Annotated in this window: 23 protein-coding genes; 8 read left to right on the top strand and 15 right to left on the bottom strand. The window is 58.4% G+C overall.

From position 1 onward, the window contains the following. Nucleotides 1-105: 105 nt before the first annotated feature. From ABJM11_RS07060 to ABJM11_RS07045, 4 genes are all read right to left on the bottom strand, one after another. Nucleotides 106-1,170 (bottom strand): methyltransferase, encoded by a 1,065-nt coding sequence (locus tag ABJM11_RS07060; protein WP_348295047.1) that lies wholly within the window; start codon nt 1,168-1,170, stop codon nt 106-108. Nucleotides 1,171-1,285: 115 nt separating this feature from the next. Beyond that, nucleotides 1,286-1,459, bottom strand: coding sequence for a hypothetical protein (locus tag ABJM11_RS07055; RefSeq protein WP_348295046.1), 174 nt, complete (start codon nt 1,457-1,459; stop codon nt 1,286-1,288). Nucleotides 1,460-1,583: 124 nt separating this feature from the next. Next, nucleotides 1,584-2,261 carry a carbonate dehydratase gene (gene can / locus ABJM11_RS07050; protein WP_348295045.1) on the bottom strand — a complete coding sequence of 226 codons (678 nt, stop codon included), beginning with the start codon at nt 2,259-2,261 and terminating at the stop codon, nt 1,584-1,586. A gap of 65 nt (nt 2,262-2,326) precedes the next feature. After that, nucleotides 2,327-7,213: an NAD-glutamate dehydrogenase gene (locus ABJM11_RS07045; RefSeq protein ID WP_348295044.1), complete on the bottom strand. Its 4,887-nt coding sequence runs from the start codon at nt 7,211-7,213 to the stop codon at nt 2,327-2,329. 144 nt (nt 7,214-7,357) lie between these two features. Between ABJM11_RS07045 and ABJM11_RS07040 the strand changes: the two genes are divergently transcribed. Genes ABJM11_RS07040 through ABJM11_RS07015 form a run of 6 tightly spaced genes read left to right on the top strand, consistent with a single transcriptional unit; the run spans nt 7,358 to nt 14,315 of the window. Next, the gene (locus ABJM11_RS07040; protein ID WP_348295043.1) at nt 7,358-8,320 is read left to right on the top strand and encodes a MoxR family ATPase; all 963 of its coding nucleotides are present in this window, start codon (nt 7,358-7,360) and stop codon (nt 8,318-8,320) included. Between the two features lie 11 nt (nt 8,321-8,331). Next, nucleotides 8,332-9,279, top strand: coding sequence for a DUF58 domain-containing protein (locus tag ABJM11_RS07035; RefSeq protein ID WP_348295042.1), 948 nt, complete (start codon nt 8,332-8,334; stop codon nt 9,277-9,279). An 18-nt stretch (nt 9,280-9,297) separates the two neighbouring features. Continuing rightward, a complete protein-coding gene (locus ABJM11_RS07030) occupies nt 9,298-9,768 on the top strand; it encodes a DUF4381 domain-containing protein (RefSeq protein WP_348295041.1) in 471 nt (156 codons plus the stop codon). After that, nucleotides 9,762-10,784 (top strand): VWA domain-containing protein, encoded by a 1,023-nt coding sequence (locus tag ABJM11_RS07025; protein WP_348295040.1) that lies wholly within the window; start codon nt 9,762-9,764, stop codon nt 10,782-10,784. Before ABJM11_RS07030 ends, ABJM11_RS07025 begins: the two co-directional genes overlap by 7 nt. Further along, on the top strand, nt 10,777-12,570 hold the full coding sequence (locus tag ABJM11_RS07020) for a VWA domain-containing protein (RefSeq protein ID WP_348295039.1): 1,794 nt from the start codon (nt 10,777-10,779) through the stop codon (nt 12,568-12,570). The genes ABJM11_RS07025 and ABJM11_RS07020 overlap by 8 nt, the downstream gene beginning before the upstream one ends. After that, complete coding sequence (locus ABJM11_RS07015) at nt 12,564-14,315, top strand: BatD family protein (RefSeq protein ID WP_348295038.1); 1,752 nt, start codon at nt 12,564-12,566, stop codon at nt 14,313-14,315. Before ABJM11_RS07020 ends, ABJM11_RS07015 begins: the two co-directional genes overlap by 7 nt. 4 nt (nt 14,316-14,319) lie before the next feature. Here the strand turns inward: ABJM11_RS07015 and ccmI are convergent, their stop codons facing one another. The 9 genes from ccmI to ccmA all read right to left on the bottom strand — a co-directional run bounded on the left by ccmI (nt 14,320) and on the right by ccmA (nt 21,579). Then, on the bottom strand, nt 14,320-15,597 hold the full coding sequence (gene ccmI / locus ABJM11_RS07010; RefSeq protein ID WP_348295037.1) for a c-type cytochrome biogenesis protein CcmI: 1,278 nt from the start codon (nt 15,595-15,597) through the stop codon (nt 14,320-14,322). Between the two features lie 72 nt (nt 15,598-15,669). Next, the gene (locus tag ABJM11_RS07005; RefSeq protein ID WP_348295036.1) at nt 15,670-16,152 is read right to left on the bottom strand and encodes a cytochrome c-type biogenesis protein; all 483 of its coding nucleotides are present in this window, start codon (nt 16,150-16,152) and stop codon (nt 15,670-15,672) included. Then, nucleotides 16,152-16,688 carry a DsbE family thiol:disulfide interchange protein gene (locus ABJM11_RS07000; protein WP_348295035.1) on the bottom strand — a complete coding sequence of 179 codons (537 nt, stop codon included), beginning with the start codon at nt 16,686-16,688 and terminating at the stop codon, nt 16,152-16,154. Before ABJM11_RS07000 ends, ABJM11_RS07005 begins: the two co-directional genes overlap by 1 nt. Continuing rightward, nucleotides 16,685-18,697 carry a heme lyase CcmF/NrfE family subunit gene (locus tag ABJM11_RS06995; protein ID WP_348295034.1) on the bottom strand — a complete coding sequence of 671 codons (2,013 nt, stop codon included), beginning with the start codon at nt 18,695-18,697 and terminating at the stop codon, nt 16,685-16,687. The genes ABJM11_RS07000 and ABJM11_RS06995 overlap by 4 nt, the downstream gene beginning before the upstream one ends. Nucleotides 18,698-18,736: 39 nt before the next feature. Next, complete coding sequence (ccmE, locus tag ABJM11_RS06990) at nt 18,737-19,213, bottom strand: cytochrome c maturation protein CcmE (protein ID WP_348295033.1); 477 nt, start codon at nt 19,211-19,213, stop codon at nt 18,737-18,739. 14 nt (nt 19,214-19,227) lie between these two features. Further along, on the bottom strand, nt 19,228-19,455 hold the full coding sequence (gene ccmD, locus ABJM11_RS06985) for a heme exporter protein CcmD (RefSeq protein ID WP_348295032.1): 228 nt from the start codon (nt 19,453-19,455) through the stop codon (nt 19,228-19,230). Between the two features lie 4 nt (nt 19,456-19,459). Further along, nucleotides 19,460-20,203: a heme ABC transporter permease gene (locus ABJM11_RS06980; RefSeq protein ID WP_348295031.1), complete on the bottom strand. Its 744-nt coding sequence runs from the start codon at nt 20,201-20,203 to the stop codon at nt 19,460-19,462. A gap of 22 nt (nt 20,204-20,225) precedes the next feature. Continuing rightward, a complete protein-coding gene (ccmB, locus tag ABJM11_RS06975; protein ID WP_348295030.1) occupies nt 20,226-20,951 on the bottom strand; it encodes a heme exporter protein CcmB in 726 nt (241 codons plus the stop codon). After that, nucleotides 20,941-21,579, bottom strand: a complete 639-nt coding sequence (ccmA, locus tag ABJM11_RS06970; protein ID WP_348295029.1) for a cytochrome c biogenesis heme-transporting ATPase CcmA — start codon at nt 21,577-21,579, stop codon at nt 20,941-20,943. Before ccmA ends, ccmB begins: the two co-directional genes overlap by 11 nt. A 109-nt stretch (nt 21,580-21,688) precedes the next feature. Between ccmA and ABJM11_RS06965 the strand changes: the two genes are divergently transcribed. Next, nucleotides 21,689-23,041: a flagellar hook-length control protein FliK gene (locus tag ABJM11_RS06965; RefSeq protein WP_407069973.1), complete on the top strand. Its 1,353-nt coding sequence runs from the start codon at nt 21,689-21,691 to the stop codon at nt 23,039-23,041. Then, the gene (locus ABJM11_RS06960) at nt 23,038-23,355 is read left to right on the top strand and encodes an EscU/YscU/HrcU family type III secretion system export apparatus switch protein (protein WP_348295027.1); all 318 of its coding nucleotides are present in this window, start codon (nt 23,038-23,040) and stop codon (nt 23,353-23,355) included. The genes ABJM11_RS06965 and ABJM11_RS06960 overlap by 4 nt, the downstream gene beginning before the upstream one ends. On the opposite strand, the gene ABJM11_RS06955 is transcribed toward ABJM11_RS06960, so the two are convergent. Next, nucleotides 23,333-23,725 carry a DUF2802 domain-containing protein gene (locus tag ABJM11_RS06955; protein ID WP_348295026.1) on the bottom strand — a complete coding sequence of 131 codons (393 nt, stop codon included), beginning with the start codon at nt 23,723-23,725 and terminating at the stop codon, nt 23,333-23,335. The two genes, ABJM11_RS06960 and ABJM11_RS06955, sit on opposite strands and share 23 nt — an antisense overlap. 67 nt (nt 23,726-23,792) lie before the next feature. Beyond that, on the bottom strand, nt 23,793-24,281 hold the full coding sequence (locus tag ABJM11_RS06950) for a chemotaxis protein CheW (RefSeq protein ID WP_348295025.1): 489 nt from the start codon (nt 24,279-24,281) through the stop codon (nt 23,793-23,795). Nucleotides 24,282-24,323 lie beyond the last annotated feature (42 nt).

The raw sequence follows: 24,323 nt of genomic DNA, 5'->3' as shown, positions 1-24,323 counted from the left end.
ATGCAACAGCGGACATTCTAGGCTGATTATTCTAGAAATTAACCCTATTCTGGGCAGACGATTTCAGGTTGCTCCGCTTTTTTTGGACGCCAACCTCTTTGCCCCTTACCCCAGGGGCTTTTTTTTGTCCTCGCGGGCAGACCAGACGGTAAAACGCTTGTCGGTGGTAATGGCCTTCACCGGACCCACATGGCGACGAATCAGGTCTTCATAGGGCAGAAAACTGTTGGCCACAAGACGCAACTCACCGCCCGGTAAAAGGTGCCCAGCCACCTGCCGCAAAAACTCCTCCGTCATTGAGGTATCCGTGCGGATACCCGTGTGAAAGGGTGGATTACTCAGTACAACTGCATACTTGCCGTCAACGCGATCCAGACCGTCCGAGGCAACGATAGTGCCGAGGGCTGCAGCGCGCTGGTAGGTTGAGCGGGCACAGATGACTGCCTGTGACTGAACATCAACCCCGTCAACTTGAGTAACCGGCTGACCCAGTGAACGCTGGTAAAGCTGAAGCCAGGTGCCTATAACGCCTGCGCCACAGGCAAAATCCAGCACCGGCCCCGCTTTCAAGGGTTCGTCAGCGAGTGATTCAAGCAGCATGGCGGTGCCGGCATCCAACTCACCGGCACTGAAAATTCCTGGCAAACCGGCCACGTCGAAACGGATACCGGCACATTCAACCGGATGCCACGTCTGCCACTGGGATATATCAAAGATTTCAGCCGGTGGCAGGATCTCCGCCTGCCAGACCTGGCAGTGCCGGGCGCTGTCTATCTTGACGGCGCCGGGTGCAACAGCCTTGAGCTGTTTCACGGCACCGGCCACTCCTTCCTTTTTCTCGCCCACCAGAGTCACGCGGGCCCCAGGTGCGGCAAGCCAGCTTGCAAGCGCCAGCCTCAGAGCCAACTCGGCCCTTGCCTTGGGAAGGAAAACCACTATTGTATCCGCGATGGCAGGAGCCAACGCCTCGTCGTCGTAACCGAACGCGGCGGCCCAGCCATCAATGGTCGTCATCTGCTGCCAGAGACCAAAATGCTCGGTTACCACAAGGCCAGAGGGCGCCAGGGCGGGCATCAGGGAAATATCCACAGGGCCCAGCACCGCCACCCGGCCGTGCAGGTGTTGCAGATTTTTCAGCAGTGCTTCGTGGGAGTTAGGCAACGCAGGCATTGTTGGGTTATTCCGGTATGGGTATCAGGTATGGATATCAGGCGCCATACTCTAACCGGAACAGAACCCGGCGTCTCGGCTCGGGCCATTGGAAAGCAGGAAAAAGTCCCCGGAGTTATTTGTACCGTGCCACAGTGTTGGCACGAAGTGCGTCTTCCGGAGACATACCCCAATCTTCGGAGGCAGCGGGCTGCGATACAGAACTGCCGGACCTGCGACGGACCTCTGCCACCTGCGATGTTCTACGCTGGCTCAACGCGCTAAGGGCTTTCTGCATGATTTCTCGCATTGCTAACCTCCTCAATTGCTACAAAATCAGTGTAACAACGAAGACAACGATTAACTGTGATGACTGCGAGGGTCAGTTAGTGACGCCTGTCACGAATAATTGACACAATTTGACACCATTGGTGTCACTTTTTTTGACGACCGGAACGAACCGGCCTTAAAATCAGCTCGTCAACACTGTTCTGCTTGATGCTTTCACGGTCGGCTTCGGAGGCAATGGAGAGCCCCATATCCCGAAGAATGCCGTCGGCCACATCATAGACAAACCCATGCACCGTCAACGGCTGACCTCTGCGCCAGGCCTCCTGGACAATGCTGTTCTGACAGACATGCCCGACCTGCTCAACCACGTTAAGCTCGCATAACCGATCCACGCGATCCTGGTCCGAGGCCAGCCCGTCGAGTACACCCTGGTGCTTGTCACGGACGTCCTGAACGTGTCGAAGCCAGTTGGAAATCAGCCCGAATCCTTCGTCATGCAGCGCCGCCTTGACGCCACCACAGCCATAGTGCCCAACAACCAGGATGTGCTTCACTTTTAAAACATCAATGGCAAACTGGAGAACCGAGAGACAATTGAAATCCGTATGCACCACCACGTTCGCCACGTTGCGGTGCACAAACAGCTCCCCTGGCATCAGGTCTACAATCTGGTTAGCCGGCACCCGGCTGTCTGCACACCCGATCCAGAGATACTCGGGGGCCTGCTGATTGGACAGCCGGGTAAAGAATTCCGGATCCTGACTCTTGATGCTGTCCGCCCATGCCCGGTTTTTATCCAGCAACTTATCAAGCTGACCCATCGAACCTCCCATCCGTAAATTTGTGATGCCGGAATTGAACGGCAATAAACACCATAAATCAATACTCAAGTGGTCGGAGTGACAACGTCCTCGTGCTGCTCATGCATGGTTGTCTGTGCCAGATCCAGAAGCTCCCGCAAAGCCACCGAGAACATGGCATATTCCGGTTCCCTGACACCTTTGAGCTCGGTCAGCATGGATTTCCAGCGGTTTATCATGGCGGAGTGCCGCTCTATCCAGTTCCCGACACAGCCATTAACGTCTGCTGGTTTTTCAGCCAGTTTGAGTACCCCCGTGGTAAGCGCACGCTGCTGCCAGTCCAGGTCCTCGCGGAAGCTCTCGCGAGCCAGGGCCTGCCAGTGGGAGGCGGGCACCAGTGCCGCAATGGCATTGGCAAACCAGTTGAGGTCAAGCTTGTCACCGAGGTCATAGTACAGATTGGCAACGGTTTTCAGCGGCATACCGGTTGCCTCCCTTGCCTCGATAATACCCAGAGAGGAGTAGAGGTAACTGGTACCGGACACCACCGAGGCAAGATCCTCGGGTAACCCGGACTCAACCAGCGCATCGTGCCGCTTCTTCCAGTCTGCCCGCGCCTGGTCTCCCAGATAATCCGGCAGGTCCGCCGTGATTTTCCAAACGCTGTCGGCAAACCTCTCCATATGGCTCTGGATACTGAGTTCGGCCCGGCGGTTACGCAGCAGCCAGCGAACAGCGCGGCGAATCAGCCGCATCAGATCCCCCATCAGCTCTATCTGCAGGTTCGCCGGAATGAAGTAGTCCAGGTATTCGATCTTGTCCCACCAGGTATCCAGGCGGAACACGTCCCGGGCGATAATCCATGCCAGCGCGATCGAGGCGGCATCGGCCCCGGTAGACTGCTTCAGCCGCTCAACAAAGGTAATCCCCATGTGGTTGACCATATCGTTCGCAATCTGCGTTGCGATGATCTCCCGGCGCAACTGGTGTTCTCCCAGCTCCCTGGAGAATTTGCGGGTGAGCTCCTGAGGGAACACCTTGTACATTTCCCCGGCCAGCAAGGGCTCGTCAGGAAGACTGCTGTTGATAAGCGTCTGTTTCAGATCGCCCTTGACGTAAGAGATCAGCACCGAAAGTTCGGGGCGTGTCAGCCCCTTTTTGTCCAGTTTTCTCTCCGACAGGGTTTCATCGTCCGGCAGGAACTCAAGGCTGCGGTTCAGCTTGCCTTCGCTTTCCATGGTGTTCATCAGGCGGCGGTATTCTTCCAGGCGCGTCACTGCACTCATGCTCGCAATACTGATCGCCTGGGTTTGCCGGTAGTTGTTCTTCAGCACCAGTGCGGCAACGTCGTCGGTCATTTCCTCCAGCATGATGTTGCGCTGCTTGTCGGTGAGATCCCCCATGGCAACGGCATGGTTGAGCAGGATTTTCATATTCACTTCATGGTCTGAGCAGTCCACGCCACCGGAGTTATCGATAAAGTCGGTATTCAACCGGCCACCCCTCAGGGCAAATTCGATGCGCCCGAGCTGTGTCATTCCCAGGTTGCCACCTTCACCCACAATCTTGCAGCGAAGTTCGGAGCCGTTAATACGCAACGCATCGTTGGCCTTATCGCCGACATCAGCGTGGGATTCCTCGTGTCCCTTCACATACGTGCCGATACCACCGATCCAGAGCAGGTCTGCCTGGGATTTCAGAATGTGGGTAATCAGCATATTTGGCGGTACACGATCAGACTTGATCCCCAGCAACTTCTTCATCTCAGGGCTGACGGGTATCGACTTGGCACTGCGACTGAACACGCCACCACCCTTGGAGATCAGGCTGGCGTCGTAGTCCGTCCATGAGGAACGCGGCAGCTCGAACAGACGCTTACGTTCTTTGTAGCTTTTGGCCGCATCTGGTGTCGGGTCGATAAAGATATGGATGTGGTTGAACGCAGCCACCAGTTTTGTCTTCTCCGATGACAGCAGCCCGTTACCAAATACATCGCCCCCCATATCGCCAATACCAATGGCGGTGAATTCGTCCAGCGCAGGATTGATCCCCAGCTCGCGGAAATGCCGCTCGACGGATACCCAGGCACCACGGGCGGTAATGCCCATTTTCTTGTGGTCATAACCATTGCTGCCGCCAGAGGCAAACGCATCCCCCATCCAGAAGCCGTATTCGGCCGCCAGGCCATTGGCTATGTCAGAGAAGGTTGCCGTGCCCTTGTCCGCGGCAACCACCAGGTAGTGATCGTCGTCGTCATGCCGGATAACCGATTCAGGTGGCTGGATGCCGGTCTCCACAAGGTTATCGGTGATATCCAGCAAACCCCGGATGAACGTCTTGTAGGCCTCTATACCCTCGGCCTGGAAAGCTTCGCGGTCCGACATGTCGGGCAGGCGCTTGGCCACAAAACCGCCCTTGGCTCCGACTGGCACAATAACGGCGTTCTTGACCTGCTGCGCCTTGACCAGCCCCAGGATTTCGGTGCGATAGTCCTCGAACCGGTCGGACCAGCGCAAACCGCCCCGCGCAACTTTGCCACCGCGCAGATGCACACCCTCAACCCGTGGCGAATAGACAAAAATCTCGAACATGGGCAGAGGCAACGGCACATCCGGAATCTCTGACGGATCGAACTTCACACTGATATAAGGCTTGGTCCTGCCCTCCCTGTCGGGCTGGTAGTAGTTGGTGCGCAGGGTGGCCTGCATCAACTCGAGAAATAGCCTCAAAACGCGGTCTTCACTGAGGTTTTCCACATCATCAAGGCCAGCGTTGAACTCGATTTCCAGCTTCTGCTGCGCGGCGGCACTCTTTCCCTCACTCTGATAGCGAGCAGGGTTGAACCGTACCTCGAAGAATTCAAGCAACAGGCGCGTAAGGTCCACATGGTTGACGAGGGTGTTGGATATAAAGGTCTGACTGTTGGAGAACCGGATCTGCCGCATATAGCGGGCATAAGTCCGCAGCAAGGCGATTTCACGCCAGCTCATATAGGACGACAGCAACAACCGGTTAAAGGCATCATTCTCCGCATCGCCATACCAGACCCGGCGGAACAGGTCCTCAAAGATGGGACGAATGCGGTGTATATCCACGACCTTTCCGCTATGGGCCTGCAGGGTGAAGTCGTGAATCCAGACAATATTCCCTCGCCGGTCACTGACCTCGAACGGATGCTCACCAATGACCCGGAACCCGAGATTATCAAAAATCGGCATCACGTCCGACAACGGCAGAGGCTCATCTGGGTAGAAAAGCTTGAAGTGCAGTGTGCTCTCGTCTTCTTCCAGCGCTCTGTAAAAGCTCATCGCAAGGTGCTTTTCACTGGCCGCACCGGAAATGTGCTCGAGATCTATGGCGGCACGCCTTGGCGAGAACATATCCTTATAGCTGGCCGGGAAACCAGCGGAATAGAGCCGGAACATTTCGTTGCCCTGCTCTTCGCCGTAAGCCTCGTTCAGGGCCTCCAGGAGCCCGTCGCGCCACGACTGGGCAAGATCGATAACCTTCTCGCGTATTTCCGAGATCGGGAGCTGGCGATTTTCCACCTGGGGCACACGAATGGTGAATTGCACCCTGGCCAGCACGGATTCGGAGAAATGGGTGACGAACTCGATATCTTCGGCGTCGAGTGTATCGTGCAACACTTGCTCCACTTTCAGTCGCAGTTCGGTGTTGTAGATGTCCCGTGGGAAAAACGCCAGACAGGTCACGAACTGGCCATACACGTCTTCCCGCATGAACAGTTCTATGCGTCGACGCTCCTGTATGTACAGGATGCTCTTGGCGACCGACAACAACTCGGTTGGCTCAATCTGGAACAGCTCGTCCCGAGGATACACGGTGAGAATCTGATCCAGCTCCTTGCCGGCGTAATCATCCCTCAAAAAACCCGACCGCCTCATGACAGACTGAACCTTGCGCCTGAGCAGAGGGATCTCGTCCGGCCGCTCGTTATAGACACGGGACGTGTAAAGACCCAGGAAGCGGCGCTCGCCAACCACCTCGCCTTTGCTGTTGAACTTCTTGACCGCGATATAGTCCGGATAGGCAGGCCTGTGCACCCGCGACCGCTGGGCGGACTTGGCGAAGATGAAAATATCGTCAGTGCGGGTCATTTCATGCCGCGTGCGCTGCGGCAATTCATTCAGTCGCACTTTATCCGGCCGTTCATTGTTGACGCGGAGAATCCCCAGCTCGGAGTTCTCCACACGGCGAACCACCAACCCGCTCTTGTCCTTTGCGAAATCGTATTCGTCGTAGCCCAGAAAGGTGAAATGATCCCTGACCAGCCACTCCAGAAATGCTTTCGCCTCTTCCTTCTGATCCTCATCTATGCCGGCGGTCGTGCTATCCAGCTCCCGGCTGATTTCGTTGACTTTTTCAGTGACAATCGGAAAATCACTGACCGCAATCCGGACTTCATGAAGGATAGTCTGAAGCACTTCCTCCAGGGACCTAAGATCATCCGGGCTGCTGTGGCGATCAATCTCGAGAACAATGAACGCTTCGTATCCGGTATTGGTCGCCTTCTTCTTGGGCGGGTGCAGCTTTTTCAGCTTGCCCTGGCCATCCCGTTCCACCTGGAGGATCGAATGCTGAATGGAATGAGTACCGATTTCACGTTGATTGATCGCAATACGCAGCGAGTCGATGAGAAACGGCATATTGGGATGAAGGATATAAATAACCGTATGGGTCGACTGCCAGCCATCACTCTCCAGATCAGGATTGAAGACCGACACCGGGGTTTCATCCGCAGCGCGCTTCTGGAGAAACTGCCAGCGGGCGAGGATGGCACCGTAGGTATCTGAGAACCGGCGACTCACGAGCTCTTCGAGAGGAATATGGGCATAATGCTGTTTTGCGAATTCACTGATTTTCTTCGCTTCGGTTTTTGCTATTTTTTCCGCGAAAGCTTCGTCCAGCTGCTGAAAGAACTGTTCCTTGCTGGCGATTGTCAGCGCATTCATAGTCGACCTCTATGAGTGTGAAATAAACGTAATCGGCGTACTGTCACATAAGCATAGTCAAAGCCTTGATTTTTGCGCCGCAGATGCGAAAACTGCGGCAACTACTTACGCGAACCTTCCGTGCACCAGGAGTAGACATTTCCCATGGCATTACAGCATACGTTTGGCGAGCTCAGGTCTCAGTTAGCAAAAAGAATAATCGGCCAGGAAAAGCTGGTGGACCGTTTGCTGACTGCCCTGCTCGCCGACGGTCACCTGTTGGTGGAAGGCGCTCCCGGCCTTGCCAAGACCACTGCTATCAAGGCATTGGCCGATCACCTTGAAGGTGATTTCCACCGCATTCAGTTCACTCCCGATCTGCTTCCGTCAGACGTTACCGGTAGCGAAATCTACCGCGCTGAAACAGGCCAGTTCGAGTTTCAACACGGGCCGATCTTCCATAATCTGGTGCTGGCCGACGAAATCAACCGGGCACCAGCCAAGGTCCAGTCGGCATTGCTCGAGGCCATGGGCGAGCGACAGGTCAGCGTCGGTATGCGCACCTTTCCGCTGGATCGCCTGTTCATGGTAATGGCCACCCAGAACCCGATAGAGCAGGAGGGCACCTATCCGCTGCCCGAAGCCCAACTGGACCGCTTCCTGATGCACGTGGTCATCGACTACCCGTCCGCTGACGCCGAAAAAGCCATACTGCACCTGGCAAGAAACGACTACCGGCGCGGCCAGGTGGCGGCGGAAGTCCGCCTGACGGCAGATCAGGTCTTCCAGGCCAGAAATGAGGTTTCAGATATCTACATGTCGGAGCCTGTCGAGCAGTACCTGCTGGCACTGGTACTGGCAACCCGGGATCCGGCCACCCTGGACCCAGAGCTTGCACGCTGGACCGCGTTTGGCGCCAGCCCGCGAGGCACGATTGCGCTGGACCGTTGCGCCCGCGCCATGGCCTGGCTCGAGGGGCGGGATTACGTCAGCCCGGACGATGTCCGCAACATTGCCTTTGATGTACTCAGACATCGGATCCTGCTCACATTCGAGGCAGAGGCCGAAGGTCTGACGGCGGATGCCATCATCCAGCGGCTCATCGACCGCGTTCCGGTCACCGCCTGAACACCGTGACCATGACCGTATCTGACGAGCCAGCCACCCATATTTCACTGCCCGGGCTGATCCGGCTGCAGGCGGATGCCCGCGCCCTGAAACTGCCAGCGGCGCGGCCGGTGAGATCCCGCCAGGCCGGGCTGCAGCGTTCTCCCCGCAGGGGCCGTGGCATGGCATTTGCCGAAGTGAGACAGTATCAGCCCGGTGACGATATACGCAGTATTGACTGGCGGGTGACAGCTCGGCGCCAATCGCCCCATACCAAGCTTTATGAAGAGGAGCGTGAGCGGCCGGTGTTGTTGCTGTGTGACCTTGGCCCGTCGCTTTTCTTTGCCAGCACCGGCGCGTACAAGCAGGTTCGCTGTGCGCAACTGGCAGGCATCCTGGCATGGCTTGCACTCGGGTCCGGGGATCAGGTGGGAGGTATCGTATTCAATGGCAGGACCCTCAGTGTCCAGCGCCCTGCACGCCGCAAGAAATCGGTACTCAGGCTGCTTGATACCGTGGCACAACAGCAGCGGGTATCCCGTAACGATCAGAACCGGCAGCCGGCAGGCGAGCCGGACCGGAACCTGGATACCGCATTGCAGGAGGCTCGCCGGGTCGCCCACACCGGCAGTCGTATTTTCGTACTCAGTGATTTTCTCAACATTACCGCAGACACGTCACGGTTACTCGGAGCACTGGCGCGTCACAATAGCGTCAGTGCACTCAGGATTATTGACCCGCTGGAGCTGAAACTGCCCGAGAGTGGTCGTTTTGCCATCGCCGGCGAAGACGGGCCGGTGTGGTTTGACAGCAGCAACCCCCGGTTCCAGCAGGCGTATGCCGAAAAGGTCCGTAAGCATACCGAAGCGCTGGGAGAGTGCTTCCGCATGGCAGGTGTACAACCCGCCAGCGTCATGACCAGCGACCAGCCGGCACTGATACTGCAGACACTGCTCGGCCCCCGTGGGCACATTGGATAACAGGACCGCTTCAGACCGATGATGGAACAGGATCCACTGAGCCAGCTCAGAGACATACACCTGCCACAACCCGGAGGCTTCTGGCCCCCGGCCCCTGGCTGGTGGATATTATTGGCTATTGCCCTGACACTGGTGGTACTGGCGTTCGTTCTCCTCCGGCAGAAGCGCAGCAAAAACCGTTGGCTGGGCACGGCAAAGAAGGAACTGCAGCGGCTGGAACAGAACGCCGTGGCGGATAATCACTGGTTCGCCGCCCTGAACCAGCTGTTGAAACAGTCCGCCAGGCAGCGCTACCCGGAACGGATACCGGAGTCCCTCTCCGGTGAACCCTGGGTCCGCTTTCTCCTCGAGACCAGCCCGAAAGACCGGGTAGCATCCCGGCCGGTGGTCGAGGCCATGGTTAACAGTGCATGGCGCCCGGTTCCCGGCTGTCGACCAGAGGAAGCCGTCGCCTTTGCCAGGGTTTGGCTGGGAGGGCAGAAATGCTGACCCTTGCCTATCCATGGTTGTTGTTGCTGGCCTTGCTGCCGCTGCTTCTGCGCCTGCGCCGTCGCAGTGCCCAGTCTGTGGAAGCACCGGTTTTTCCGGTTGGCCATTGGCTGTCCGATCTGCCAGGCGTCAGCCGCAGTGGCAGCCGGGTCCCTCTCTGGCAACAGTTGGTGACGCTGCTGATGTGGCTTCTGCTGGTGGTAGCACTGGCCCGGCCACAGCATGTGGGAGAGCAGGTACAGCTTCCCGTCAGCGGGCGTGACCTCCTGCTGGCAGTGGACATTTCTCCTTCGATGGACGAACAGGACATGGTGATCCAGGGCCGCAGCATAAATCGGCTGCAGGCGGTCAAGCGGGTCCTCGATGATTTCATTCAGCGCCGGGAAGGCGACAGGCTCGGGCTCCTGCTGTTTGGTACCGAGCCCTATATCCAGGCGCCACTGACGTTTGACCGGGCCACAGTGAAAACCTTGCTCAATGAAGCAGGCATTGGCATGGCTGGCCGTGCGACAGCCATCGGCGATGCGCTGGGCCTGGCGGTAAAACGCCTGCGGGACCGCCCCCAGGAACAGCGGGTTGTCATCCTGCTGACCGATGGCGCCAATACGGCGGGAGAAATTGCCCCGGACAAAGCCGCCGAGATTGCCAGGGCTGCCGGCGTGCGCATTTACACCATCGGCATCGGCGCCGAATCCATGGTTCAGCGCGGATTGCTTGGCTCCCGCCGTGTCAATCCCTCACGGGATCTGGACGAAGAGCTGCTGAAGCGTGTAGCGCAGCAAACCGGCGGAGAGTATTTCCGGGCCCGCAGTCTGCCCGAGCTGGAACTGATCTACGAAAGCATTAACCAACTGGAGCCGATCGAGCTGGAGGGCAAGCACTACCGCCCCGTGACCGAACTCTATGCCTGGCCTGCAGGCTTTGCAGCACTTATATGGGTATTGATGCAGGGGGTCAGGATTGCAGGCGCCGGACGCCAATCGGTAAACCCGGCACAGGAGGCAGGCAATGGCTGATTTCCACTTCCTCCGCCCACTCTGGTTACTGTTGTTGCTGGCGGCCTTGCTGTTGCCCCTGATTTTAAGGCGCTTTCACCTGAGCGACAGTGGCTGGAGCAAAATCATCCCGGCGAGATTACTTCGACCCATGATCAGTCAGTCCGGCGCTGACGGTACGCCCCGTAAATCACCCGTATGGCCGGCAGTGGCAGCTGTCGTCGTACTGGCGATTGCGCTTGCCGGGCCTTCGTGGCGCCAGGCGCCCACCCCGTTACAGCAGCAAGACGACAGTCTGGTGATCGTACTGGACCTGTCGCTGTCCATGCTGGCAACCGATGTGGAACCTGACCGGCTGACGGTGGCCAAACGCAAGATCCGCGATATTCTCAGGGCTCGCGAAGGCGCCCTGACAGCGCTGGTGGTTTATGCAGGAGATGCCCATGTGGTCACGCCACTGACCGATGACCGCAACACCATCGAAGGCATGCTCGACGTGCTGGAGCCCGTTATCATGCCCGCCACCGGGAACCGCACGGACCTGGGCATTCAGCGCGGTCTTGAATTACTTGAGCAGGGAGCGCCAGGCAAGGGACGTATGCTGTTGATCGCTGACGAGGTAGGAGAACGCTATCGCAAGCGCATCACTGACAACCTCGGGGCCAGCCGCTTTGCTCTGAGCACGCTCACCGTCGGAACTGCAGAGGGTGGGCCAATACCACTGGCTCGGCAGGGATTCATTAAAGAAAACGGCGACATCGTCATTGCCCGGGCCGACCCGGACGGCATGGCCAGGCTGGCGCGCAGGAACAATGGCAGCAGCCACGGGTTGACCATTACCGATGACGATATTCTTGCCCTGGAGCTCCGCCCCATCGACTCCGCGGACTGGAGAGACAGCGACCGGGACCTGACCGTCAAACGCTGGCAGGACGATGGCTACTGGCTACTCTGGCTGGCAGCACCGCTGGCACTTATCGGATGGCGCCGTGGGGCCATGGTCGTCATGCTGTTGGCACTGCTCCCCCTCACACCCCGTCCGGCCATGGCGCTGGACTGGGACAGCCTGTGGTCGCGACAGGACCAGCGGGCCCCTGAACTGATTGAAAAAGATCCGGGCCGTGCGGCACAAATTCTGGATGATCCTGCCTGGCGCGGCAGCGCGCTCTACCGGGAGGGCGACTTCGGGAGCGCTGCTGAAGCCTTTGCCCGGGCTGAAACCCCATCGGCGGAATACAATCGGGGCAATGCATTGGCTCGAGCTGGCAAGCTGGAAGAAGCGCTGAAAGCCTACGAAAAAGTGCTGAAAAACCAACCGGATCATGACGATGCCCTATTTAACCGTGACCTGGTAAAGCAGCTCCTGGAGCAACAGCAGGATCAGTCGGGAGGGGAAGGAAATGACTCCTCGGATCAGGACGGCAACCAGCAACAACAGGGCAACCAGCAACAAAAGGGTAATCAGCAAAATTCCCAGGGCGATCCGGAAAGGGAGAACCAGCAAGGACAGTCATCCGGGCAGCCCGGCGACCAGCGGCAGAATAATCAACAACCGGACGGCGACAGCGACAACCAGGAACAGGACCCGTCGCCAGGACAGGAAGATCAAAGCAACGCCCAGAGCAATGAAAACGATGGCCAGGCGACCCGCTCGCCGGCGGAGTTGGAAACCTCGCCACTAAGCCAGGGCCAGGAGCAATGGCTCAGACGCATTCCGGACAATCCGGGAGGCCTGCTGCGAAGAAAATTCCTGCAACAATACCAGGAACGGGAAACACCATCTGACGAGGGCGATACACCATGGTAAGCCGGCTGACCTATCCGTTTATTCTGATATCGCTGCTTCTGGCCATGGCGGGACAGGCCATGGCGGCAAATGACCTCATCGTTGAGCCGGACAGGACGCGTCTTTACGAAGGCGAAGTGCTCACCCTGACGGTGAAAGGCAGCACCAAGATCGATATCAATCTCGGCAACCTGTTTGATTTCGACATGTCCAGCCTGCCCAAGCCGGACATCGAGAAAGTAGAGGACGATTTCGAGATCCTGGCCCGTAATCAGCAGTACTCCATCCGCACTGTCAACAACGAAATGATCGGCGAGATCACCTGGACGTATCAGTTGGCCCCAAAAACCACCGGCGAGCTGACGATTCCCGGGTTCAAATTCCGGGATTCGGAGTCCGACCCGGTCACTATCGAAGTGATCAGCGGCACGCCACCCGACCAGGAAGCGGATGCCTCACGGGAAAGTTTTATCGAACTGACGGCCGACAAAGATGAAGTCTACGTGCAGGAGCAGCTGGTGCTGACCATCAGGCTGTTCTTCACCGGCAACCTCATTCGTGGCGAGTTGTCAGAGCCCGAGCATCCCCACGCCATCATTGAATCCCTGGGCAAGCAAAGCGAGTACACGCGTTACCGGGACGGCGTGCGCTACCGGGTGGTGGAACGGCGGTACGCGATCTTCCCGCAAAGAGAGGGACAGCTCAGCCTGCCACCCGTCCGGTTTGAAGGTCAGGCCCGTAATAACGACGGTCAGCTGAAATTCCTGCGGGATAATGCCACCCTGTTCGATGTGCCCGTAAAGGGCGTACCTGCGAATTTCAGCGGTGATACCTGGCTGCCGGCACGTAACCTGGAGCTGAACGAATCCGGGTTGCCTCAGAATCAGACACTGACCGCGGGCCAGAACCTAACCCGAACCCTGACACTGCAAGCTGACGGCTTGCCCGCCGAGACCCTGCCGCCCTTCCCTGACGAGATGCCGGACGGTGTGCGGGCGTATCCGGAGAAGCCAGAACGTACAACTACTCCCGGCAAGGAGGGACTGGCATCCCGACTGGCGCAGACAACGGCACTGGTGCCAGTCCAGCCGGGCCAACTGATCTTGCCGGAAATCCGCATCCCCTGGTGGGATACCGAAAGCAACACCGAACGGGTTGCCGTGGTCCCGGCCAGGCCCCTTACCATTGAAGCAATCCCCGGACAGATCGAGACCTTGCCCTCAGATCCACCCAACCAGGCGGATGTTGCTGCTGAAGACGGGGGAGAGGATATGGACGGCACAGCGGCAGGGAACACGGGCCCTGGCTTCTGGCCAGTGGCCACACTGGTATTTCTTGGAGCCTGGATGGCAACCGCTGCGGCCTGGTGGATGTCGAGGCGCAAGGCGCGCACTCCGTCACCCGTCGAGACTCCCCGTGAGGCCCGTGAAAAAGCGCAGTTCCGGGAGCTATGTGATGCGGCCCATGCTGGTTCACCAACCGCCGCCGATTTGCTGGTGCGCTGGATGGCCGCACGGCATCCGGCCACCGCTTTCCACAGCGTGGCCGATGTTAATCACTTCCTTCAGGACAAAGAGCTGGCGGCAGAGATAGAGCAGTTACAACAGCGGCTGTTCGGCACGCCAGAACAGCATGCCTCATCACCCTGGGACGGGGACCGCCTGGTGGCAACGTTGATCCGGATTCGCGGTTCCGCCCATTCGGACGGTAAAACCGAGCCGTTACCACCACTTTACCCGGACGGCTTGCGAACCAGCGGAAACTGAGGGGCTATCGCACAAGCCGGGTGTCGATAACGAGGGTGACGGGGTCAGCATCGGTGCCTGTCACCGGCACCGGCTCGTCCAGTTCGCCCTCCCAATCGCCAGCCTGAGGCCGCGCCGTTCCCGACTGTGACAGTCTTGCCTGTACACGCACCTCGCCGGCCTCCGAAACCTTTGCATCCGGTGACATATTGAAACGGTCATCCAGCCGTACATCTGCCGGTAACTGGCCGGCGGTCAGTCGGGCTACTGCCAGTGGCGGCCCACCCTGCCCCTCGGCTCTGCGAGCCAATACAAACAAAGTGGTGTCGTCCGGTACTTGGTCGCGGAAGGACTCGGCAATTTCTATCCGCACGGTAACGCCCGGCCCGGCAGCCACCTCCGATTCCTGCGCTGGTGCCTCACGACCAAGCCGTTGATAGGCCTGCTCAATACCCTGGCGGATAGAACCGATCTGGGGATGATCCGGCGCCACCGCAACAATGCGCTCCCAATAGCGAATCGCCTCCTCATAGTCTTCCTGGCTGAAGGCATGGATGCCCAACAGTCCCAGTGAGTTCACCTCGTCCGGGTTAAGCTCCCTGGCTTTCTCGATGGTTCCGGTCACCTCGGGCGTCATCTCGCCCTGAGTCAGAAAAAACCGGGCCTGGGCGGCCAGCCCCCACGCTACCGCCTTACCGTTATCGTCTTCGTCAATGCTACCGGCAAGCTGTTCAAAGGCCCACGCAGCATCGCTGTACTGTTCCAGGCGCATATAAGTGCGGCCCAGCATCGCCCAGCCTTCCGTATTGTCGGGCTTCTCCTCCAGGCGCTCCCGCAACTGGGCCGTAAGCTCCTGCATCTGACCAAGCCGGTCCCCATCCGCCGCCATCATTTCCTGCATGGAACGGAACTGTTCCACCTCGTCCATTGCGCCCCACTGCTGGTACAGAAACACAGCTGCGGCCGGGACGATCACCAGGCTGGCAAGCACCACGGCAAAGGAGCTTTTGCCGCCATGCACTTGCGCCGGAGATTCCAGCACACCCTGGTCAGCGTCCGGCACATCATCCAGCATGCTACCTGCCAGTTCTTCCCGGAGCTGCCGGTAGCTGTCCTCGTCCATGGCTCCCGCCTCAAATTCGCTGTCCAGCTCTGCCATCCGGCTCCGATAAGCCAGCAGATTCTGATTGCGCAGGTCCAGCTCGGCACGACGGCCCGAACGGTAAAAAAACAGGGGGGCGATAACAAAGGCCAGCGCCAGTATGATCATTACGGCTGTGGTGAGCCAGAACGTCTGTGTCATGGAGCAGTCATGGTCCGGTTAATGGGAAATGAGTGAAAACATTGCGATACTGAAGGGCTGAAAACCCACGAATCAGGGCTTACGATCGTAATCACCCTCAGCGAGAATCCGGGAGGCCCGGGTTCGCTCTTCGTCCGTCAACGCGGGTTCGTTTACGCCATTTCGACGGGCGCGTATCACGATAATGGCCACCACAAGAAAACCAACCGCCACTGCAATCACCGGGGTGGCCCACAGCAGAATCGTGCGGCGGTCTACCTCGGGTTTGTAGCGTACAAACTCACCGAAGCGACTGACCAGGGCATCGACGATTTCTTCGTTGCGGGCGCCTTCCGACATCATCTGGTAGACCTCCTCCCTCATATCTTTGGATATCGGGGCGTTGGAATCCGCAATGTTCTGGTTCTGGCACTTGGGGCAGCGCAGCTCCGAGATCAGGGTCTGGAACCGTTGTTCTTCCGCGCGGGAATCGAAACTGTATACATCGTTGGACTGGGCCACTGACGAAGGCCCGAATGTCATCAGTAACAACGCCGCCAGTACAGCACGAATCATCAGATCTTCTCCCGGTAACGGTTAACCAGGGGTTCAATATCCCGCTCCCAGACTTTCTCGTTGACTACCCCAACATGGCGGTGGCGCACGATGCCTTCGGCATCGATTACGTAGGTCTCCGGTGCACCGTAGACACCCAGGTCAAAACCCAGCCGGCCACGGGGATCATAGATGGACACCTGATACGGGTCCCCCAGTTTATCCAGCCAGACCAGTGCATCGTCACGGTTGTCCTTGTAGTTCAGGCCTACAATGCGAACGCCCTTGTCTTCTGCCAGCCAGACCAGGTCGTCATGCTCATCGCGGCAGGCGGGGCACCAGGTCCCCCACACATTCAACAGCGATACCTGACCTTTGAATACCTCGCGGGTCAGTTCACGCTCTTCATCGTGAAGGTCCTTCAACCGGAATTCCGGCACCGGTTTGCCGATCAGTGCCGACTCCAGCTTATTGGGGTCCTTGCCGATGCCGGCAAAAAGAACCACACCAAGTACCACCGCGACAATCACCGGTATGAACAGAAACACTCGCTTCATGACAAAGCCCCCGCCGGATCAGGACGGCTTCTGTCGCCATCCTGCGAAGCCGTTGAAGACTGTGTTTCGGTTACCTTGTCGCGGATACGATAACGGCGGTCAGAGATCGCCAGGAAGCCACCGGCAGCCATGAACAGAGAACCGAGCCACAACCAGCGCACCAGGGGCTTGTATTGCAGGCGAATTGCCCAGGCATCGTCGGAAACACGCTCACCGATAGCCACGAACACATCCCGGAACAGGCCGGCGTCTATCCCGGCTTCCGTCATGGTGTTGCGCTGCACCATGTACTGACGTTTTTCCGGGTAAAGGGTCGAAACCACCCGCCCATTGCTATCGGAGACCTCAAAGCGCCCGTATTCCGCAGTAAAGTTCTTGCCGCGACGATTGCCAATTTCCGTAAATGTTACCTGGTAGCCTCCCGCTGAGGCCGTATCCCCCGGGGACATCCTCACATCCCGTTCTACCCCATAGTTGGATACCACCGTGGCACCGGCCATGGTGATAGCCAGCCCCAGATGCCCGAGCACCATGCCGTAATAACTGCGCGACTGGCGCCGCAGCCCATAGAGCCGGCCTTTTTTGGAACCGGACTTGTCCCAGAGATCCCAGAAGGTGGCAACACTTACCCACACGGCGGCGAAGACGCCAGCGAAGGCCCAGGGTTTGAACTCTCCATAACCCACCATAACCGCCGCGGTGACCACCACGCTGACCGCCAGGGGCCAAAGCAGCTTGCGCCCCAGCCAACCACCGTCGGTTTTTTTCCAGCGCGAAAATATGCCAGCACCCAGTAACAGACCGGCAGCAATCGCCAACGGGCTGAAGGTCAGGCTGAAGAACGGCTCGCCAATGGAAAGCCGTCCCATATCAAGATAATCCAGTACCAGCGGATACAGGGTTCCCACCAGGACCAGCAGTGTCGCGGCCACCAGCAGCACATTGTTCAGCAGCAGGAATATTTCCCGTGAAAGGCTTCCATAGCGGGACCGGACATGCACCACCGGCGCCCGGAACGCATACAGGGTCAGGCTGGAGACGATGGTGATCGCCAGCAGCACCAGCAGGAAGGTGCCCCGATCCGGATCAGACGCAAAGGCATGCACGGATGTAAGCACACCCGAACGCACCAGGAAGGTCCCGAGCAGGCTCAGGGAAAATGTGACAATAGCCAGCAGGACCGTCCAGCTTTTGAACACGCCCCGTTTCTCAGTGACGGCCAGGCTGTGCATCAATGCCGTACCCGAGAGCCATGGCAACAGGGAGGCATTTTCCACAGGGTCCCAGAACCACCAGCCACCCCAGCCAAGCTCGTAGTAGGCCCACCAGCTGCCCAGGGCAATACCCAGCGACAGGAACGCCCAGGCCACGGTTGTCCAGGGGCGGGACCAGCGCGCCCAGGCGGCGTCGAGCTTGCCGTTAATCAGAGCCGCAATGGCAAAGGCGAACGCTACTGAAAAGCCGACATAACCCATATAAAGCATCGGCGGATGAACAATCAGGCCGAAGTCCTGCAACAGGGGGTTCAGGTCGGCTCCGTCCGCCGGTACGTTTGGGAGTGTCCGGTCGAAGGGGTTGGAGGTGATGATAGTGAACAGCAGGAACCCCACCGTGACCATGCCAAGGACTGCCAGTACCTGGGAGACCATCACCGCGGGCAGGCGACGGCTGAACACCGCAACCGCCAGGGTCCAGCCCACAAGCATCAGTATCCACAGCAGCAACGAGCCCTCGTGCCCGCCCCAGACCGCACTGAACTTGTAGTACCAGGGCAGCATGCTGTTGCTGTTGTTGGCCACATAAGCCACGGAAAAGTCGTCCGTTACAAAGGCGCGGGTCAGTATCCCGAAGGCCAGCGCCACAAACACAAACATCCCGGCTGAAAGTGGCCTGGCAAAGGCCTGCAACTGGTCACGCCCTGCCACCGAGCCCACAAGCGGGACCACGGAAAGCAACACTGCCAGCAACAGCGCGAGTATCAGTGCGATTTGTCCGAGCTCCGGATACATCAGGGTTCTCCAACTAATTCAACAGGGTGGCCAGCGATTTCAGTAGCTGGCAGTAGCTTCGCCATGGCCGTCAGGCAGGGCAGCACGTTTACCCGCCGCTTTATCCATTGCCTCTTTCACTTCGGGGGACATGTAATTCTCATCGTGTTTTGCCAGCACCTGGTCCGCCACGAAGCGACCATTGCCATCCAGACGCCCCATGGCAACAACGCCCTGACCCTCGGCAAACAGATCCGGCAGGATACCGGTGTATTCCATCAATACCGAAGATGTGAAATCCGTTACCTTGAACTCGACCCTCAGGCTTTCAGGATCCCTTATTACGGAACCTTCCTCCACCATACCGCCGGCTCTTATGCGCACATCCACCGGAGCTTCGCCCTCCGCAATCTGGCTGGGGTCATAAAACAGGTTTATGTTCTGCCGTAGCGCATAGGTGGTCAGCCCTACCGCCACTGACACTCCGGCAAGCAGGAAAAGGATAATGGTGAGCCGTTTCTTCCGGATCGGATGCATGGTTCGTCTACCACTCAGTCTTGTGAAGGTTCAATTCGGGTAAAACTCGCGCCCGCTGGGCTCTGGTCCCGCACTGGTGTGCTATCCATCCGGCGGCGCTGCTGCTTGATCACGAAACGACGCTGGCGCAAGGACCAGTACGCAACGGCCCCCATGAGCAGGAAGAACACGAAGTAACAGGTCCACACGTAGGGGCCGTGCCCTTCCATAACGATAAAGGCGCCGAACGAATCAAATGCCATCGGGTCAGTCACCCCCTGCCTGGACCAGTTGTTTCACCCAGCGGGTGCGGCCTTCCCGAGCCAGGATCTCGGTCTGCATCCGCAAACAGGCCAGCCAGCCAAAAATCAGGTATAGCCCCAGTACCGACAGTAGCAGCGGCACCCACATTTCCGCGGGCATACTGGGCTTTTCCGTCAGTTTGAAGGTGGCGGGTTGATGAAGGGTATTCCACCACTCAACGGAGTATTTGATGATGGGTATATTTACAACCCCCACCAGCACCAACACGGCAACCGCACGAGCCGAGGATTTCTCATCCGATATGGCTGCGCCCAAAGCTATCACACCAAAATACAGGAACAAGAGGATGAGCATGGAGGTGAGCCGGGCGTCCCATATCCACCAGGTTCCCCAGGTCGGTTTGCCCCACACAGCCCCGGTAAACAACGCCAGAAAGGTAAGCACGGCCCCCACCGGCGCGACAGCTTTTACAAATACATCCGCCAGCTTCATACGCCAGACCAACGTCACCAGACCCGCCACGGCCATCATGATGTAGACCGACTGGGCCAGAAACGCCGAGGGTACGTGGATAAAAATAATGCGGTAGCTATTGCCCTGCAGATAATCCTGTGGCGCAAAGGCCAACCCCCACCCAATGCCGGCCAACAGCAGGGCGACGCCAACCCAAAGCAACCAGGGCATCAATGTCGATGCAATACCGAAGAACCACTTCGGAGAGCCCAGCTTGTGAAAAATTTGCCACATCAGGTTGCTACCCTTCTACGTTTTAACTGTTGGACAGACTGATTCGCAAAGCGGCGGCTGATGCGAAGGGCGCCAATGTCAGGGCCAGCATCAGAAACGCGCCCATCAGTGCCAGCTGTCCAGTCACCGGCGCGCCCTCAGCAGCGGCCAGCACCGTGCCGGTGCCAAAAATCAGCACCGGAATGTACAGGGGAATGATCAGCAGTGACAAGAGCACACCGGCCGACCGCAAGCCTAGCGTCAACGCTGCCCCGATGGAGCCGATCAGGCTCAGTACGGGCGTCCCGATCAGCAGCGTTAGACACAGAACCGCAACAGAGTTCCCCTCAAGGTGCACCATTATCCCGAGAACCGGGGCCAGCAGCACCAGCGGCAGCCCGGTCAGCACCCAGTGCGCCAGGGATTTGGCCAGTACCAGCAGGAACAGAGGCTGGGGCTGAAGCACCAATTGCTCAAGGGTGCCATCGTCAAAATCGTGCCGGTACAGGTGATCCAGTGAAAGGAGCACTGACAGTAATGCCGCTACCCACAGGATACCGCCGCCGGCCTGCTGCAGGAATGATACTTCCGGGCTAACCCCGAGGGGGAAAAGGGTTACTACCATCACGAAGAACAGCAGTGGATTGAGCAGGTCCTGGGGCTGCCGGAAGGCTGTTTTCAGATCCCGGACGAAAACCGCTTTCATGGCAGTGGCCGTGCCCACCGACACATCCGCAGAACGCACGCTGACGGTGAATTCAGTGGCCATAACCGTCACCTCCGCCCAGCGTGACCCTTTGCATCGAAGGCAGCCGCAAATCATGGTGTGTGGTTACTACGATGGCGCCGCCATTTTCCACCCGCTCGATCAGCAAACGTTCCAGGGCCGCCACTCCCTGGATATCAATCGCGGTGAAGACTTCATCGAGTATCCACAAAGGCTCATCCGCTATCAGTAACCTGGCAAGGGCCACCCGACGCTGCTGGCCCGCGGACAGATTACGGCAGGGTACTGTCTGGAAACCGCCAAGCCCTGTACCTTCCAGAGCCTGCCACAGGGTCTTGTCAGGCAATGACCGACGACCATCCATCAGGGCGCGCAGATTTTCCATGGGAGTCAGCAGGGGTTTGATGCCGGGACGATGGCCGAGATAGAGCATGTTGCGGAGAAATTCTTCCCGGTATCCGTGGCGGCTTTTACCACACCAGAGCAGATCGCCACTGTAACTGTCGTTCAGCCCCGCCAGTATCCGTAACAGAGTGGTCTTGCCGGAACCATTAGGGCCCTCGACACGGATCAGAGTACCGGGCAGTATGGAAAACGAGAGGTCCCGGAACAACACCCGGTCATCACGTTCACATTCAAGATTGACAGCCTGTAGTAACGGCTCAGACATCGGGGCCCCAGAGCTGGTTCAAACGATCGGGAAGGCAAACCTCGCCGGCGCGGCGTATTATAACGAAAGCGTCTCAGGAATACTCTTGTCTGACATCAAATCAGTGGCAATGAAATTACCAAACGGTAACCCTATACCACCGCCAAAAACAGATACACCCGTGCCGGCCCCCAGCCGGCCGGCAGGCGAGCAACCGGCGGCAACGCCGGAGGCGGCATCCGCGCGGGTTCTTCTCGACCAGCTCAAACTTGCCAACCGGGAAACCACACTGGCACGGGTGGCCGAAGTGATCAACCGCCAGTCATCCACCGGCGCACAGTTGCTACTGGAAATCCGCGGCCAGTCATTGACCGTTCAGGCCGCTATCGGGGATACCGCCCTGGAAGCCGGTGACTGGGTCAAAGTCATGCGGGCCGGCAATGAATTGCAGTTGATGGGCAAGCTGGCCCAGGCACCGGAGGCTGGCATTGCCAGGGCCCTTGCCCAACGTCTGCCCTGGCAGCAGTCTATAGATGCCGGGCTGGCCAAACTTGTAGCGACAATGACGCAGGGCGTCAGACAGGACCCGTTACCGGGCCAGCTACCGTCATCAAGACCGGCCCAACCACTTCCGGAGGCCGCCCGGCAGGCTATCCAACAAATGGTCGCAAGGCTTCCCGCCAGTAATGGGCTGGCGCCGGGTTCCGGCAGTGAGGCGACAGCACCACAACAGGTTCGACAATGGCTTTCGGAAAGCGGCCTGTTTGCCGAGTCGCGCCTGGCCCAGACTCCTGCCAGCCAGCTTCCCGATCTCAAGCTGGCCCTCGGCAGGATCATTACGGCATTGCTGGCCCAACAAGGCAGCACTCCGGAACAATTCAACCGGCTGACACCCATCGCCACCCCCGAACTGATGCAGGCACCGCTGCAATTCCCGCAACCCATGACAACCCCCTCACCCCAGGGTAATGGCGAGCCGCCCAGTGTGGGACAGATGCTTCGCCTGCTGGCAGGGATGCTTAACCGCATTACGGTCAATCAGTTGCATAGCCAGGTATTGACCGCCAGAGGTGGCGGTGACGCGGCACCACCAGCTTCCACGCTACTGCTGGATCTGCCGTGGCTGACGCCTCAGAATGAACCCAGGATGGCTCAGCTACGGGTTGAGCAGTACCTGGAAGAACAGGATTCAGAACGGAAATCTCCGACAAGGCCAACCGCCGAGTGGCGGCTGTCATTGGCCATGGACCTGGATGAAGCCGGGCCCCTGCATTTCGACGTGGCTCTGCGACAGCAGGCGGTGAGTGCCCGTGTCTGGGCAGAAAAGCAGACGACCCTGCGCCGGGTGAATCAGGAACTCCCCGCCTTGCGGCAGAGCCTGGCAGACCTCGGCCTGGAGGTAACAGATCTGGAATGCCGCCGTGGCACACCCCAGAGCAGCGTCACCCGACTCGAACACAGACTTGTGGATACCCGGGCATGAAAAAAGATGACGATCACCCCAGCAAGGCTGCCGTCGCCCTCAATTATGATGGTGAGAAAGCCCCTACCATTACGGCGACCGGTACCCATGAACTGGCGGAAGAGATTATCCGCATTGCCCGCGAGCACAACGTACCCTTGTACGAAAACGCAGAACTGGCGAGTATCCTGGCGCGGCTTTCACTGAATGAAGAAATTCCCGAGTCACTGTACCGGGTGATTGCCGAGATTCTTGCCTTTGCCTTCCACATCAGGGGCTTCACCCCAGAGGACCGCAACCGGGAACAGGGAGTCAGGCCGCCTGACGTTTTCTGAGTGCTGACACCAGCTCGGCCTCGGGACGGGAAATTCCGCACGTATTCATAAGATCGTCGATATCCGCCCCCAGATCCACCAGCCTTGAGGCTTCGTCGTAGGATATTCTTAGGGGATCATTCTGGCGCATTTCGTCGAGTATGCCGCGCAGCTCATGAAGCTGGCGCTCACAGGTGACCACCCGCTGACCCACGCCCATACTGCCACTGGCGGTCGCATGAAGCTCCCGGGCCAGAGTTTCACAGCGTTCTTTTAGCTGCTCCCGTAGTTTGCGGTTTTCACGGCGAGACACCATGCCCTGGAGAAACAGCAGGCCCAGCGAGATGGTGGTCAAAATCCACGGGGCCAGGGAAGAGATATCTGCAAACATGATGGACGTCCTCGGTTGATTATTCCACGGGGCCTCCATCGTGTCTGCCTGCCGGCAACAGCCGGCGTTACAGAGCGGAGACTTCAGCCCATTCGTGGTCTGACAGCATCTTGTCGAACTCGACCAGTATGATCAGTTCGCCGTTCTTGTTACACACACCCTGGATGAACTTGGCGCTTTCCTCGTTCCCCACGTTAGGTGCAGTCTCGATTTCACTGGCTTTCAGGTACACCACCTCGGCCACGGAATCCACCAGAATACCCATCACCTGGTTGGACGACTCCATCACCACAATACGTGTTGCGTCCGTTACTTCCGCATCCGCCAGTCCGAAGCGGCGGCGGGTATCGATAACGGTGACCACATTGCCCCGCAGGTTGATGATGCCCAGAACATAATCCGGGGCACCCGGAACCGGCGCGATTTCGGTGTACCGCAACACTTCCTGGATCTGCATGACATCAATGCCATAGGTTTCGTCGTCCAGCCTGAAGGTTACGTACTGCAATACCTGATCATCCTGGGCCTGATTTTTCTGTCCGCTCGGGGATGCCATAGCCTTGTGTCTCCTGTGGGCCGCCCCTGCGGGCAACCTGAT

The sequence above is a fragment of the Marinobacter sp. genome (assembly GCF_039977835.1).
Classification (GTDB): Bacteria; Pseudomonadota; Gammaproteobacteria; order Pseudomonadales; family Oleiphilaceae; genus Marinobacter.
This window is presented reverse-complemented; position numbering and strand designations above follow the sequence as displayed.